We start from the raw sequence: 14,774 nt of genomic DNA on the forward strand, positions 1-14,774 counted from the left end.
CGGCGGCGGGCCGTGCGGCGGCCGGCCCGGTCCCGCCGCGGTCAGACGGGTTCCAGGCGCCACCACTGCGCCGGCGCGTCCTCGTCCTCGCCCTGGCGGGCCCCGCCCTGCGCGTCCACCTCCAGCGACAGGCCGCTGATGCAGGCGATCAGGGAGACCACGCCCGGATCGTCGAGGTGCTCCTCGACGATCCACTCCTGAGCGCCGAACGCGTTCGGCCTCCACACCTGCACCCTGGCGCCGCTCTCCGTCGACGCGTTCGCCACGTCGAGGCGCCGCTCGGCGCGGACGCTGACGATGTGGACGATCCCGCCCCCGCTGTGGACGGGCGAGATCTTCCACTCCTGCGCCGCGCCCGGACCCTGCGGACCGTCCGGGCCCACCCCGACCCGGTTCCCGCTCTCCACCCGCAGCAACAGACCACGGGCCACGCTGCGAATCCGGTAGACCCCCTGCGGGACGCTCATGCCCGGGCCCCTCAGACGTCGAAGACGGCCGGGTCCGGACCGATCCGCCGGGCCGAGGGGCCGGAGCCCAGCGCGTCCAGCGCGGCCGTGTCCTCGGCGTCCAGCTCGAAGCCGAAGACGTCCAGGTTCTCCCGGATCCGTGCCGGAGTGACGGACTTCGGGATCACGACGTGCCCCGACTGGAGGTGCCAGCGCAGCACCACCTGCGCGGCGCTGCGCCCGTGCCTGGCGGCGACCGCGGCGACCGCGGGCAGGGTCAGCAGCTCCTTGCCCTGCCCCAGCGGGGACCAGGCCTCGGTGGTGATGCCCAGCCGGGCGTGCAGCGCGCGCAGCTCCTCCTGCGGGAAGAGGGGGTGCAGCTCGATCTGGTTCACCGCCGGGACCAGGGCGGAGGTCTCGCCGAGCCGCTCCAGGTCCGCCGGGCGGAAGTTCGAGACGCCGACCGCCTTCGCGCGGCCGCTCGCGGCGATCTCCTCGAAGGTCTTCCAGATGCCGGGGAAGTCGTCGCGCACCGGGCGCGGCCAGTGGATCAGGTACAGGTCGACGTAGTCGAGCGCCAGCTTGTCGAGCGAGTCGTCGAACGCGCGCAGCACCTCGTCCCGGCCCCAGCGCCGCGAGGGACCGTTCCACAGCTTGGTGGTGACGAACAGCTCCTCGCGCGGCAGCCCGGACGCCGCGAGCGCCTTGCCGGTGCCCTTCTCGTTGCCGTAGATCGCCGCCGTGTCGACACTGCGGTAGCCCGCGGCCAGCGCCGTGCCCACCGCCCGCTCCGCCTCGTCGTCCGGGACCTGCCAGACGCCGTAGCCGAGCTGGGGCATGAGGGTGCCGTTGTTGAGCTTGATGCCGGGGACCTGGTTCACGTCGGGGAGTTCCTCGCGGTCGGGGCGGGTGGGGGCGGCGCGCCGGTACCGCTCCGGCGCAACCCGTGCCGGTGCGCCCGCGACGCGCGTCGTCGGGGCACAACCGGCCGTGCGAAGGGCGTATTCCCGCCGTGTGGGTGGTCTTCGCCGGGTCTCCGGCCGGTCCCCGGTCCCTCGTCCGGCACAGGTCCGGCCCGATACGCCGTCAGCGCCGGTACATGGCCGCCACCTCCGCCGCGTAGGCCTTCTCGATCGCCCTCCGCTTGAGTTTCAGCGACGGGGTCAGCATTCCGCCTTCCTCCGTGAACTGTCCGGCCAGTACCCGGAACGTGCGGATCGCCTCCGCCTGGGAGACCAGGGTGTTGGCGGCGACCACGGCCCGCCGCACCTCCGCCGTCAGCTCCTCGTCGTGCACCAGCTCCGCCGCCGGCCGCTGCGGCAGTCCGCGCATCGACAGCCAGTGCGCGACGCCCTCCACGTCCAGCGTCAGCAGCGCCGCGATGTACGGCCGGTCGTTGCCCACCAGCACGCACTGCGACACCAGCGGATGCGAACGCACCCGCTCCTCCAGGGCCGTCGGCGAGACGCTCTTGCCGTTTGAGGTCACCAGGATCTCCTTCTTGCGCCCGGTGATGCTCAGGTAGCCGTCCTCGTCCAGCCGGCCCAGGTCCCCGGTCGCCAGCCAGCCGCCGCGCAGCACCTCCGCCGTGCCGCGGGGGTCGTTCAGGTACCCGGAGAAGACGTGGGCGCCGTGCAGCCACACCTCCCCGTCGTCCGCGATGTGCACCGTGCCGCCGGGGATGGGAGGGCCCACCGTCCCGTACTTCGTCGCCCCCGGCGGGTTCGCGGTCGCCGCCGCGCACGACTCCGTCAGGCCGTATCCCTCGTACACCGTGATGCCCGCGCCGTCGAAGAACAGCCCGAGCCGGCGCGACATCGCCGACCCGCCCGACATCGCGTGCCGCACCCGGCCGCCCAGCGCCTCGCGGACCTTGCCGTACACCAGCTTCTCGAAGAGCTGGTGCTCCATGCGCAGCCCGGCGGACGGCCCCGGCCCGGTGCCGAAGGCCTTCTGCTCGCACGCCTCCGCGTACCGCACGGCCGTCTCCACCGCCCGGTCGAAGGCACCGGTGCGCCCCTCGGCCTCCGCCTTGCGGCGGGCCGCCGCGAACACCTTCTCGAAGACGTACGGGACCCCCAGCACGAAGGTCGGCCGGAACGCGGCGAGATCGGGCAGCAGCTCGGCCGCCGCCAGCACCGGCTGGTGGCCCAGCTTGACCCGGGCGCGGACGGCCGCCACCTCCACCATCCGCCCGAAGACGTGCGCCAGCGGCAGGAAGAGCAGCGTGGACGGCTGTTCGCCGGCCCCGGCCCGGAAGACCGACTCCCAGCGCGTCACCATCGTGTCGGCCTCGAACATGAAGTTCGCGTGCGTGAGGACACAGCCCTTGGGGCGGCCGGTGGTACCCGAGGTGTAGATGACGGTGGCGACCGCGTCCGAGGTGACCGCCCGGCGGTGCCGGTGCACCACGTCGGGCGCCACCGACGCCCCGTCGGCGACCAGCTCGGCCACGGCCCCGGCGTCCAGTTGCCAGAGCCTGCGCAGGTGCGGGAGCCGCTCGACGACCGAGCCGATGGTCATGGCCTGGTCCTCGTTCTCGACGACGCAGCCCGTGCACCCGGAGTCGTACAGGATCCAGTGCACCTGCTCGGCGGAGGACGTCGGGTACACGGGTACCGGCTGGGCGCCGATGGCCCACAGCGCGAAGTCGAACAGGGTCCACTCGTACCGGGTCCGCGACATCACGGCGACCCGTTCCCCGAACCCGACGCCCTGGGCCAGCAGCCCCTTCGCGAGCGATAGCACCTCCTCGGCCAGCTCGCCGGAGGTCACGTCGCCCCAGACGCCGTCCGTCTTGCGGCCGAGCACCACCCGGTCCGGATCCTCGCGGGCATGCTGGAACACGATGTCGGCCAGGCCGCCGGAGGGCGTGCCTGCTACCACGGGTGGGACGGTGAACTCGCGCAACATCCCGCTCCTCTCCGTGCGGCGCCGCGACGCTATCCCACGTACCGGGGCGGCCGGCACCCCCCGGCAAACCTCCACAAGATCCCCCCGCGCCGGCCGGGGCGCGCGTGACCTGCACCGGGCCGGCCCGAGGAACCGCTACGGCGCGCTCAGGCGGGCCGGCTCAGCCGGTCGCCGCCGGAGAGGACGGCGGCCGCCAGGGCGTCCGACGCCGGGGTCGGACGCCGTCCCTGGAGCAGCGCGAACTCCACCGGCCCCAGCTCCGGGAGGCCGCCGACCCGGACCAGGCCCGGCGGGACCAGGCCCCGGGTGTGCGCCATCACGCCGAGCCCGGCACGGGCCGCCGCGATCAGCCCGCTCAGGCTGCCGCTGGTACAGGCGATCCGCCAGGCCCGCCCCTCCCGTTCCAGCACCTCCAGGGCCCGGGCCCGGGTGATTCCCGGGGGTGGGAAGACGATCAGCGGAACGGGACGCTCCGGGTCCAGCCGCAGCCCCTGCGCCCCGATCCACACCATCCGGTCCCGCCACACGAGGCGGCCGCGCTCGTCCCCGGTCCCGCGCCGCTTCGCCAGGACCAGGTCCAGGCGGCCCGCGTCCAGCCGCTCGTGCAGGGTGCCCGACAGTTCGACGGACAGTTCCAGATCCACCTCGGGGTGCTCCCGGCGGAACGTCCTGAGGATCTCCGGGAGCCGGGTCAGTACGAAGTCCTCCGACGCCCCGAAGCGCAGCCGGCCGCGCAGCCGGGTGCCGGTGAAGAACGCCGCCGCCCGCTCGTGCGCCTCCAAGATGGTCCGGGCGAAGCCGAGGAGGGCCTCGCCGTCCTCGGTCAGCCCGACGCTGTGCGTGTCGCGGGCGAACAGTGGCCGGCCCGTCGCCTCCTCCAGCCGCCGCACGTGCTGGCTGACGGTGGACTGGCGCACACCGAGCCGGGCCGCCGCCTGCGTGAAGCTGAGCGTCTGGGCGACGGTCAGGAAGGTACGGAGCTGGGTCGGGTCGTACATGCCGGGGCCGTTCATCCTCTCCAGCCTATTGCGGAACGCGATGGCAGTCAGTGCGGTGTACGGGTTTCCCGATGGCCGTCGTCCGCGCGAGCATGGTGGGCGACCCGCCCGCCACGGCCCTGCCCGCCACCACGCCGCCCCAGCGAGAGAGCACCCCCATGCGCCGCCCCCGCCTGCCCGCCCGGTTCCCACTGGACCCCTACGTCCTGGCCCTGCTCGCCACGGTCGCCCTCGCCGCACTGCTCCCCGCCCGGGGCCCGGCCGCGACCGCCGCCGAGGGTGCCCAGTCCGGTGCCGTCGCCCTGCTCTTCTTCCTCTACGGAGCGCGGCTCTCCACTCGTGAAGCCCTGGACGGCCTGCGCCACTGGCGGCTGCACCTCACCGTCCTCGCCGCCACCTTCGCCGTGTTCCCGCTGCTGGGCCTGGCCGCCCGCGGGCTCGTCCCGGCAGTGCTGACGCCGCCGCTCTACCAGGGTCTGCTCTTCCTGTGCCTGGTCCCCTCGACCGTCCAGTCCTCCATCGCCTTCACCTCGATCGCCCGGGGCAACGTGCCCGCCGCCGTCTGCGCCGGCTCGTTCTCCAGCCTCGCCGGGATCTTCCTCACGCCGCTGCTCGCCGCCGGGCTGCTGGGCGGCGCGACCGGCGGCTTCTCCGCCCGCTCCCTGCCGGGGATCGTCCTCCAGCTGCTGCTGCCCTTCCTCCTGGGCCAGGCCCTGCGCCGCTGGGTCGCCGCCTTCCTGGTCCGCCACAAGAAGGCGCTCGGCTACGTGGACCGGGGCTCGATCCTGCTCGTCGTCTACGCCGCCTTCAGCGCGGGCGTGGCCGCCGGGATCTGGCACCAGGTCAGCCTCCCGCGCCTCGGGGCGCTGCTGGCAGTGGAGGCCGTACTCCTCGCCGTGATGCTGCTGGCCACCTGGTACGGGGCCGGGCGCCTGGGCTTCGTACGCGGTGACCGCATCGCCATCCAGTTCGCCGGGTCGAAGAAGAGCCTCGCCGCCGGACTGCCCATGGCCGGGGTGCTGTTCGGTCCGCAGGCCGCACTGGCGGTGCTGCCGTTGATGGTGTTCCACCAGATGCAGCTGATGGTCTGTGCGGTGCTGGCCCGGCGCCGCGCCCAGGACCCGGTTCCGGCCGACGGCTCCGAACTGCCCGCGCCCCGTGTGGCGGAGGTCTCCCGAACGGTCCAACACCCCGCCGCGCGGGCCCGGTAACGTGCGTCGGTGACCTGGATACGCCCGCTCTCCGCCCACGCCGAACGCCCGTGCACCCTGGTGGTGTGCCGGGGCTGCTGTTGCGGAGACCCCCGCAAGAATCCCGGCACCGACCACGCCGGCCAGCTGGCCCGGCTGCGGGAGGCCGCCGCCGCGTCCGGCGGACGCCTGGCGGTCCGTACCAGCGAATGCCTCGGCCCCTGTGCACAGGCCAACGTGATCGTCGTCCAGCCCACCAGCGAGGCCCGGCGCCGGGGTGCCAGGGCCACCTGGTTCGGCTGGGCCCTCGACGACACCGCGACCGACGAGATCATCGCCTGGGCCGAGTCCGGCGGCCCGGGCACGAGCCCCCTGCCCGCGACCCTGGACCTGCACCGCATCGACCCGCCGGCCCCCGATCCGAAGCCGGCCGGCCGCGGGAACCGCCGGGGGCGCGCCAAGGGGTGAGGCGCGCCGGGTTCAGAGCGTCACGCGCTCCTCGCCCGCGTAGATGTTCATGTCCTGCCCGCGCAGGAAGCCCACCAGCGTCAGCCCCGACTCCAGCGCCAGGTCCACGGCGAGGGAGGACGGGGCTGACACCGCGGCCAGTACGGGTATCCCGGCCATCACCGCCTTCTGCGCCAGCTCGAAGGACGCCCGGCCCGACACCAGCAGCACCGTGCCGCCCAGCGGGAGCCGCCCGGCCTGGAGCGCCCGGCCGATGATTTTGTCCACGGCGTTGTGCCGGCCCACGTCCTCCCGCACGTCCAGCAGCTCGCCCTCCGCCGAGAACAACGCCGCCGCATGCAGGCCGCCGGTACGGTCGAAGACCTTCTGCGCCGCACGCAGCCGGTCCGGCAGTTCCCCGAGGACCTTCGCGCCCACCCGCACCGGGTCGGCCGCCAGACCGGGGAAGCGGGTCGCCGTGCGGACCGCGTCCAGACTGGCCTTGCCGCACAGGCCGCAGGAGGAGGTGGTGTAGACGTTCCGCTCCAGCGAGATGTCGGGCAGCGGCACCCCCGGCGCGAGCCGCACGTTCACCACGTTGTAGGTGTTCGTCCCCTCGTCCGTGGCCCCCTCGCAGTAGGTGACGGCCTGGACGTCCGAGGCGTGCGCGAGGACGCCCTCGCTCACCAGGAAGCCCGCCGCGAGCGCGAAGTCGTCGCCCGGCGTGCGCATGGTGATGGCCAGCGGCCTGCCGTTCAGCCGGATCTCCAGCGGCTCCTCGGCCACGAGCGTGTCCGGCCGGGTCCCGGCCACACCGCCTCGGATCCGGACGACGCGACGGCGTTCGGTGGCCCGTCCCATGTGATCACTCCACCGTTCTGTCGCTCTGACGTGCGTACGGTCCGTCACGGACCTGCCGCGCACATTCTCCCGGATGTGCGGTTCCGGGTGCCCCCGGCAGGAAGATCCTCTGAATTCTCCAAATTACGAGCCCTCAATCCTGTCGGGTCACACGCACCCGTACCCGCCGGTAGCAGGCAAAGCTGGGTGAACCTGACAGTCGTACGAGAGGGATCCCGCCCATGACCGGTTCACGCGTGGTGGCGCTAGGGCACTACCAGCCCGCGAAAGTGCTCACCAACGAGGACCTCGAGGCGATGGTCGACACCAACGACGCGTGGATCCGCTCGCGGGTCGGCATCAGGACCCGCCACGTAGCGGGCCCCGAGGAGCCGGTCGACGAGCTGGCCTACCAGGCCGCCGGCAAGGCCCTCGCGCACGCCGGCCTGCACCCCGGCGACATCGACCTCGTCCTGGTGGCCACCTCCACCGCGATCGACCGCTCGCCCAACATGGCCGCGCGCGTCGCCGCCAAGCTGGGCATGACCGGCGGACCCGCCGTCATGGACCTCAACGTCGTCTGCTCGGGCTTCACCCACGCGCTGGCCACCGCCGACCACGCGATCCGGGCCGGCTCCGCCACCCGCGCCCTGGTCATCGGCGCCGACAAGATGACCGAGATCACCGACTGGACGGACCGCACCACCTGCGTGCTGACCGGCGACGGCGCGGGCGCCGCCGTCGTCGAGGCCTGCGCGGAGCCCGGCATCGGCCCCGTCCTGTGGGGCTCGGTGCCGGAGATGGGCCACGCGGTCCGGATCGAGGGCACGCCCCCGGTCTTCGCCCAGGAGGGCCAGGCCGTCTACCGCTGGACCACCAGCCAGCTCCCCCCGCTGGCCCGGAAGGTCTGCGAGAAGGCCGGGATCACCCCGGAGGAACTGGCGGGCGTCGTCCTGCACCAGGCCAACCTGCGCATCATCGAGCCGCTCGCCGCGAAGATCGGCGCCGTCAACGCGGTCGTCGCCCGGGACGTCGTGGACTCCGGCAACACCTCCGCCGCGAGCATCCCGATGGCCCTGTCGAAACTGGTCGAGCGCGGAGAGATCCCCTCCGGCGCCCCCGTACTGCTGTTCGGCTTCGGCGGCAACCTCTCGTACGCGGGACAGGTCATCCGCTGCCCCTGACGGCACCCGGCGCGCCATGCCCGCAGGTCAGCGCGGTGCGCCGGAAGCCCCCGGGACCGAATACCTGGTCGGAACCACCTCGATCCCCTGCTATTGTTGTCCATGTCGCCGCGGGAAACCGGGGCCGACCACCTGGTCCGGGTGGCGGAATGGCAGACGCGCTAGCTTGAGGTGCTAGTGCCCTTTATCGGGCGTGGGGGTTCAAGTCCCCCCTCGGACACCAGCAGGAACCCCACTCCGGTGGGGTTCTTTTGCGTTTGCGCCCCCCGCGTCCGCTCCCCCCGGGCGGCGTCCCGTGCGGCATCATGGCCGGGAACGGGTCTAGGGGGAGAACGTGTCGCAGGGCGAGCCGCGCAACAGTGCTGTGATCGGCGGTCGTTACCGGCTGGAGAAGCGGCTGGGCCGGGGTGGTATGGGCACCGTGTGGCGGGCCGAGGACGAGCTGCTCGGGCGGGCCGTCGCCGTCAAGGAGCTCCACCTCGACGGCGACCGGGAGAGCGGCGGCGCGCTGCGCGAGGCCCGTACCGTCGCACAGGTCAGGCATCCGCACGTCGTCGTGGTCCACGACGTCGTGGTGCACGAGGGCCGCCCGCACATCGTGATGGAACTCGTCGACGGCGGCTCGCTCGCCGACCGGCTCGCCGCGGGGGGACCCCTGAGCGTCGAGGAGACGGCTCGGACCGGGCTCGCGCTGCTCGGCGCGCTGAGCGCGGCGCACGCGCGCGGGGTGCTCCACCGGGACGTCAAACCCGCGAACGTGCTGATGGAAGCCGGAACGGGCCGGGTGGTGCTCACCGACTTCGGCATCGCCCACCTCGCCGGGGCCACCACGATCAGCGAGACCGGCGCGTTCGTCGGCTCGCCCGAATACACCTCGCCCGAGCGGATGCAGGGCGCGGCGGCCGGTCCGGCCTCCGATCTGTGGTCGCTCGGCGTGCTGTTGTGCACCGCGCTGACCGGCGAGTCGCCCTTCCACCGCGACTCGCTCGGCGGGGTCCTGCACGCCGTCGTCCACGCCGAGATCCGGCCGCCGGCGCAGGCGGGCCCGCTGCAGCCGGTCGTCCTGGGACTGCTGGAGCGAGATCCGGAGCGCCGGCTGGCGGCGGCCGAGGCGCAGCGGCTGCTGTCGGCGTACGTGGCCACGCGACGGGTTCCGACGGTGGACGCGTTCCCGCCGGCCCCGGTGCCGGCGGCACCCGGTACCGGGCCCGTCGACGCGGTTCCCGCCGCCCCGTCCCCCGAGCCGGCCCCCGCCACCGCGCCCACACCCGCCGCCGGCGTCCCGCCCCGGCCGGCCGGGCGCGGGCTGCGGGCCGCTCTGGTGGCCGCCCTCGTCGCCCTGGCGGTGGTGGGCACCTTGGCCGTGACCTCGCTGCTCCGGGACGGGACCGCGGACCCGGCCGGTCGGGCCGCACCGAGCCCCTCGGCCGGCACGGCGATCTCCCCGGCGCCCGCGAACGCCGCCCCCGCGTCGCCGCGGGCCCGGGCTCCGCTGCCGTCGACCCAGGCCACGCCGCAGTCCTCGCGGCCCGCCGCCCCGCCGGCCGAACGCGCGCCCGCCGGCTACCACATCATGGCCGACCCGCTGGGTTTCAGCCTGGCCGTGCCCGCGGGGTACCAGCGGGGCACCGACGACGAGCGGGTCTTCTACGTTTCCCCGGACGGCGCGTTCCGCATCGGTGTCAAGACGAAGCCGACGGCCACCGGCGGGCCGCTCGCCGTCATGCGGGCCTCCGCCGCGGGCGGCGCCGACACCAACCCGGGCTACCGCGACGCCTCGGTCGTCCCCACCACCCACAACGGACTGCCCGCCGCCCTCTGGGAGTTCACCTGGAACGGCTTCACCACGGCGGAGGGCGCCCGGCACACCTTCGACCTCTGCTGGGACGAGAACGGCCGCATGTACGACGTCTGGGTCTCCGCGCCCGTCGGGCGGGCGGGCGAGGCGCGCAGCCACTTCGACGCCGCCCTGGACTCCTTCACCCCGGGCGGCTGACGCCTCAGTCCCACGCCCGCAGCACCACCAGCCCGCCGGGAGCGGAAAGGCTGCCCGGGCTGAGGGGGCCGTAGGTGCGCGGCAGGGCCAGCCGGGGCTGGCCGCCCGCGGAGGCGGCGTCGAAGAGGTACGCGGCCGCCGACGCGGAGTCGCTCACCAGGTGCGGGCCCTCCGGCACGGCCGCGGTCGCCGCACCGGTCAGCGGCGTGCGGAACATGTTCCGCAGCTGGCGCAGGACCTCCGGGGTGATGCCCGCCGCCCCGGACGGCTGCGGCGCGGCCGCGCCCGGCGGCTGCGCCGAGGGCCCGGTGTCCGGGGCGTCCGGCGGGATCGCCCCGGTCAGCAGCAGGGCGAGGAGCACCGGCACGGCCTTGCGGCGCAGTGCCTCGGTGGCGGACCGCAGCCGGTGCGCGTGGGTGGCCGGGAGCGAGAGGGCCAGACTCCCGGCGGCGTCGCCCGCCGCGATCGGGACGGCCGCGCAGACCACCCCGGGGGAGTACTCGCGCAGGTCGAAGACGGGCGCGCCCGGGGCCACCGCGTCCAGGGCGCTGAACAGGACCCGGCTGTCGGTGATGGTCTGCCGGGTGAGCCGGGCCGGGCGGTACCGGGCCACGTGATCGGCCCGCCGGTCGTGGTCGAGCTGGGTCAGCAGGCACTTCCCGACGGCGCTGGCGTGCGCGGCCGCCCGGAAGTCCACCCACTCCCGCACCGGCGGAGTACCGGGCCCGTCCGCCATCTGCGTGATCCGGACCTCGCCGTCGGCGTACCGGCTGAGGTAGACGGCGGCGCCCGCGCTGTCCCGCGCCAGCGCCAGCGTCTGCTGCAACTGCTCCGCCAGACCGGTCCGGCCCGGTGCGGCGAGCCGGTCCAGGGCCGGCCCGCGGCCGTACACCCCCGCGCCCGGGCGGTACGCGTACTCCTCCTCGCACAGCATCGACAGGAGCGGGCGGAGCTCCGCCTCGGCCAGCCCCGCCTCCCGCGCGAGCCGGCCGGCCCGTACGCCCAGCGGGTGCCGTTCGAGGACCCGTACGACGTCCAGGGCGCGGCGGGCCTGCGCCAGCGCCTCCCCCGGACCGGCGGCGGAGCCGCTGACGCGGGCCGCCGCCGTCAGGGACGGATGGCGCAGCGGGCCGGCGCCCAGCCGGGTGGGCGCCGCGGGCACCGAGGGGGGACGGAAGGCGGCGATCACCGATGCCAGCCCCGGCTTCGGCAGCGGCACCGGTCCCAGGTCGGGGTCGTCGAGCTGGCCGACGTACCGCAGGACGGCCGCCTGCGCGCACAGCCGCACCTCCCGCAGGTCGCGGCGGCCGCCCGGCCGGAAGCCGCGGCGGCCGAGTTCGACCGCCCAGACCCGGGCGTCGTGGTGTTCGCCGCGCCGTGAGTGGTCGAGGAAGAGGCAGTACGCGGCCGGCGCGGTCCGCGCCCGGCCCGAACCGGCCGCGAACTGCCACCAGAAGCGGGCGCCTTCGCGCATGCCGGCCAGGTGCAGCAGACAGCCGAAGACCACGGCTCCGACGAGGTCGGTGTGGCCGCGGTCGGCGAAGGAGCGGAGCCGGGCCTCGGCCTTCGGTTCGCACACGACGGCCAGGCAGACGGCCTTGAGGTCGCGCCGGGCCCGCTCGGCGTCGAGCGGCATGTCCCGGGCCGGATCGCTCCAGCCGTAGCCGGAGCGGCGCCGGGTGCGGCTGTGGGCGTGGCCCAGGCCGGTACGCGGGGCGCGCAGCAGCCGGGCCTCCGCCGCTCCGAGGTCGTAGTGCGGGTAGCGGTCGCGCACGCCCGCCCGGTCCAGGAACTCGGTCAGGGAGCGGGGGGTTCCGTCGCAGTCCCGGCCCTCACGCGGCCTCATGATTCGGTGGAGGCGTCGAGCAGGCGGGCGAGCCGGCGGTGCGCCTGCCCGAGCTGCGAACGGACCGTGGCCTCGTCTACGCCCATCACGGCGGCCGCCTCGCCGGGGCTGCACTGGAGCCCGTAGCGCAGCAGCACCGCGTCCCGCTGGCGCTCGGCGAGTCGGGAGACGGCCGAGTAGAAGCGGATGGTGTCGGTCAGCACCTCGTACTCGTCGGTGTGGACCTCCTTCAGCGCCGCCTCGAAGGCGCTGATGTCCATCGGTTCGGGGCTGGGCGTACGGCGGTGCTGGCGGTCGACGATCCGTTGCTTGAGGACGGTCCAGGCGTAGGCGTCGAGGCGGTCCATGTGAAGCATCCGGAGCCACTCGTTCATGATCGAGTCGAAGGTGGCGTCCACCGCGTCCTCGGCGGCCGCGTCGGAGCCGAGCTGAAGATACGCGAAACGCATGTACGCCGGCCGCCGATTGGCGTGGAAAGCCCAATAGGACAGGCGTGCGGGCGGATCCCACTGGGTCATGGGAGTCGGCTGCCGTCGCCGGCTCGGCAGTCCCACGGCACCGCCGGACTCCTCCGGTCCGCCATCGCTCACCGCTCCACCTCGTCCCCTGAATCCGCCGGATGCCGAACCCTCGTCGCCGAGCCGTGCCCCGCGCCTACGCCCTGTGCCGTGCCGCGTCCTCGAGCGCCGGGCACCCGGCGTGGTTCCCGTCTGCCCGGCGTTCGCGCCGTCAGCCTGTCAGCGCGGGCGCATTCGAAGGGCGCAGAGAGGAAACCTGGAAGCAAAGCGTTCGGTGACGATCGACTCGTGATCTCCTTCGATCGGGTGACGGCCCAACCAGCGCGTACGCATATGCCTCCCGGCAGCCGCTCCCACCCGGCAATACGGTGGCGACGGCACGGGACGGTCCCCCTCGGTCCCGCCCGTGTCCGCGCTCCGGTCGCGGGTCGGGGGCTCCGTCGTTCCGCCTGTAACATGACCCCAGCGCGAGGGCCGTGACGGAGAGGTCACCTCCCTCGCTTTTGCGTTATGTCCACCCGCAGAAATGCGGCGCCGGGCCTTTCGGCGGTTCGATACGATGAACAGCATCACAATCCGTCACGGCCCGTCGTCACCGCATATGCCGCACAAATGAAATGGAGCATCCGAGGATGGCTCGACACCTGATCACCAGCGCGCTTCCCTACATCAACGGGATCAAGCACCTGGGCAACATGGTCGGGTCGATGCTTCCGGCGGATGTGTACTCCCGGTACCTCCGCCAGCGCGGCCACGACGTCCTCTACATCTGCGCCACCGACGAGCACGGCACCCCGGCCGAACTCGCCGCGAAGGCGGCCGGCCTGTCGGTCGCCGAATTCTGCGCGCAGGCGCACGACGCCCAGAAGGCGGTCTACGACGGCTTCGAGCTGTCCTTCGACTACTTCGGCCGCAGCTCCTCGCGGCAGAACGCCGAGATCACCCAGCACTTCGCGCGTCGCCTCCAGGAGAACGGCTTCATCGAGGAGCGGGCGATCCGCCAGGTGTACTCGCCGGTGGACGGGCGCTTCCTGCCGGACCGCTACGTCGAGGGCACCTGCCCGCACTGCGGCTACGACAAGGCCCGCGGCGACCAGTGCGAGAACTGCACCCGCGTCCTGGACCCCACGGACCTGATCGAGCCCCGCTCGGCCATCTCCGGCTCCACGGACCTGGAGGTCCGCGAGACCAAGCACCTCTTCCTCCTCCAGTCCAAGCTCCAGCACGAGGTCGAGGCCTGGGTCGCGGAGCACGAGGAGGAATGGCCGCAGCTGGCCTCCTCCATCGCCCGCAAGTGGCTGACCGAGGGCCTGCACGACCGCGCGATCACCCGTGACCTCGACTGGGGCGTCCCCGTCCCGGCGGACACCTGGCCCGAGCTGGCTGCCGAGGGCAAGGTCTTCTACGTCTGGTTCGACGCCCCGATCGAGTACATCGCCTCCACCAAGGAGTGGGCGGACGCCGATCCCGCGAACCGCGACTACAAGTCCTGGTGGTACGAGGCCGAGGACGTGCGCTACACCCAGTTCATGGCCAAGGACAACGTCCCGTTCCACACGGTGATGTTCCCGGCCACCGAGCTCGGCACCCGCGAGCCGTGGAAGAAGGTCGACTACGTCAAGGCCTTCAACTGGCTCACGTACTACGGCGGCAAGTTCTCCACCTCGCAGAAGCGCGGCGTCTTCACCGACCAGGCGCTGGAGATCCTCCCGGCCGACTACTGGCGTTACTTCCTCATCGCCAACGCCCCCGAGTCCGACGACTCCTCCTTCACGTGGGAGCACTTCACCGCCACGGTCAACAAGGACCTCGCCGACACCCTCGGCAACTTCGTCAACCGGGTGCTGTCCTTCTCCCGCAAGCGCTTCGGCGACGACGTCCCGGCGGGCAACGCGGCCGGTGAGGCCGAGGCCAGGCTGGGCGCCCAGATCGCCGAGCTGCTGGCCGAGTACGAGGGCCACATGGAGGCGCTCCAGTACCGCAAGGCCGCCGCCGCGCTGCGCGCCCTGTGGTCGGCGGGCAACTCCTACCTGGAGGAGAAGGCCCCCTGGCTGGAGATCAAGACCGACCCCGAGGGCGCGGCCCTCACCCTGCGCACGGCGATGAACCTCATCCACCTCTACTCGGTGGTCTCCGAGCCCTTCATCCCGGCCTCGGCGCGCGCCATGCGCTCCGCGTTCGCGCTCGCCGACGACACGGCGGCCTGGGTGACCCCGGAGCAGGCCGCGTCCTTGGACGCGGTTCCGGCGGGCACGCCGTTCACGGTGCCGCCGGTGCTCTTCGCGAAGATCACCGAGGAGGACCTGGAGTCCTACCGCGAGCGCTTCGGCGGCTCCCCGGAGGCCTGAGACCGGCAGCAGTAGGCAGCCGAGGGGCGCGACCCGCCGGGTCGCGCC

The 14,774-nt window shown here is 73.6% G+C and carries 11 protein-coding genes, 1 tRNA gene and 1 pseudogene; 6 read left to right on the forward strand and 7 right to left on the reverse strand.

Features of this window, described 5'->3' with window-relative positions; translation table 11 throughout:
• Positions 1–41: 41 nt before the first annotated feature.
• The 4 genes from ACWGH1_RS08405 to ACWGH1_RS08420 all read right to left on the reverse strand — a co-directional run bounded on the left by ACWGH1_RS08405 (position 42) and on the right by ACWGH1_RS08420 (position 4,357).
• Positions 42–467, reverse strand: coding sequence for an RICIN domain-containing protein (locus ACWGH1_RS08405; RefSeq protein WP_453352654.1), 426 nt, complete (start codon positions 465–467; stop codon positions 42–44).
• 11 nt (positions 468–478) lie between these two features.
• Positions 479–1,327, reverse strand: a complete 849-nt coding sequence (locus tag ACWGH1_RS08410) for an aldo/keto reductase (RefSeq protein WP_453352653.1) — start codon at positions 1,325–1,327, stop codon at positions 479–481.
• A gap of 205 nt (positions 1,328–1,532) precedes the next feature.
• Positions 1,533–3,356, reverse strand: coding sequence for an AMP-dependent synthetase/ligase (locus tag ACWGH1_RS08415; RefSeq protein ID WP_453352658.1), 1,824 nt, complete (start codon positions 3,354–3,356; stop codon positions 1,533–1,535).
• 149 nt (positions 3,357–3,505) lie between these two features.
• Positions 3,506–4,357 carry a LysR substrate-binding domain-containing protein gene (locus ACWGH1_RS08420; RefSeq protein ID WP_453408538.1) on the reverse strand — a complete coding sequence of 284 codons (852 nt, stop codon included), beginning with the start codon at positions 4,355–4,357 and terminating at the stop codon, positions 3,506–3,508.
• A 158-nt stretch (positions 4,358–4,515) separates the two neighbouring features.
• Here ACWGH1_RS08420 and ACWGH1_RS08425 point away from each other — a divergent pair, with 158 nt between their 5' ends.
• Entirely contained in the window at positions 4,516–5,568 is a 1,053-nt protein-coding gene (locus ACWGH1_RS08425; RefSeq protein ID WP_453352656.1) for a bile acid:sodium symporter family protein, read from the forward strand.
• 9 nt (positions 5,569–5,577) lie between these two features.
• Positions 5,578–6,015, forward strand: a complete 438-nt coding sequence (locus ACWGH1_RS08430) for a (2Fe-2S) ferredoxin domain-containing protein (protein ID WP_453352652.1) — start codon at positions 5,578–5,580, stop codon at positions 6,013–6,015.
• Between the two features lie 12 nt (positions 6,016–6,027).
• On the opposite strand, the gene fdhD is transcribed toward ACWGH1_RS08430, so the two are convergent.
• Complete coding sequence (fdhD, locus tag ACWGH1_RS08435) at positions 6,028–6,855, reverse strand: formate dehydrogenase accessory sulfurtransferase FdhD (RefSeq protein ID WP_453352651.1); 828 nt, start codon at positions 6,853–6,855, stop codon at positions 6,028–6,030.
• Positions 6,856–7,076: 221 nt separating this feature from the next.
• On the opposite strand from fdhD, the gene ACWGH1_RS08440 reads away from it, so the two are divergent.
• The 3 genes from ACWGH1_RS08440 (at position 7,077) to ACWGH1_RS08450 (ending at position 10,014) form a co-directional block, all read left to right on the forward strand.
• The gene (locus ACWGH1_RS08440; protein WP_453352650.1) at positions 7,077–8,018 is read left to right on the forward strand and encodes a beta-ketoacyl-ACP synthase III; all 942 of its coding nucleotides are present in this window, start codon (positions 7,077–7,079) and stop codon (positions 8,016–8,018) included.
• A 135-nt stretch (positions 8,019–8,153) separates the two neighbouring features.
• Positions 8,154–8,241, forward strand: a tRNA-Leu gene (locus tag ACWGH1_RS08445).
• Positions 8,242–8,352: 111 nt separating this feature from the next.
• Positions 8,353–10,014, forward strand: a complete 1,662-nt coding sequence (locus tag ACWGH1_RS08450) for a protein kinase domain-containing protein (protein ID WP_453352649.1) — start codon at positions 8,353–8,355, stop codon at positions 10,012–10,014.
• A gap of 340 nt (positions 10,015–10,354) precedes the next feature.
• Here the strand turns inward: ACWGH1_RS08450 and ACWGH1_RS08455 are convergent.
• Together ACWGH1_RS08455 and ACWGH1_RS08460 are read right to left on the reverse strand one after the other, a co-directional pair.
• Positions 10,355–11,074, reverse strand: a pseudogene (locus ACWGH1_RS08455) (IclR family transcriptional regulator domain-containing protein); the annotation flags it as partial.
• 782 nt (positions 11,075–11,856) lie between these two features.
• On the reverse strand, positions 11,857–12,309 hold the full coding sequence (locus tag ACWGH1_RS08460) for an RNA polymerase sigma factor (protein WP_453352648.1): 453 nt from the start codon (positions 12,307–12,309) through the stop codon (positions 11,857–11,859).
• A gap of 701 nt (positions 12,310–13,010) precedes the next feature.
• On the opposite strand from ACWGH1_RS08460, the gene metG reads away from it, so the two are divergent.
• Complete coding sequence (metG, locus tag ACWGH1_RS08465) at positions 13,011–14,726, forward strand: methionine--tRNA ligase (RefSeq protein WP_453352647.1); 1,716 nt, start codon at positions 13,011–13,013, stop codon at positions 14,724–14,726.
• Positions 14,727–14,774: the final 48 nt, after the last annotated feature.

Source organism: Streptomyces sp. NPDC054883, assembly GCF_053610645.1.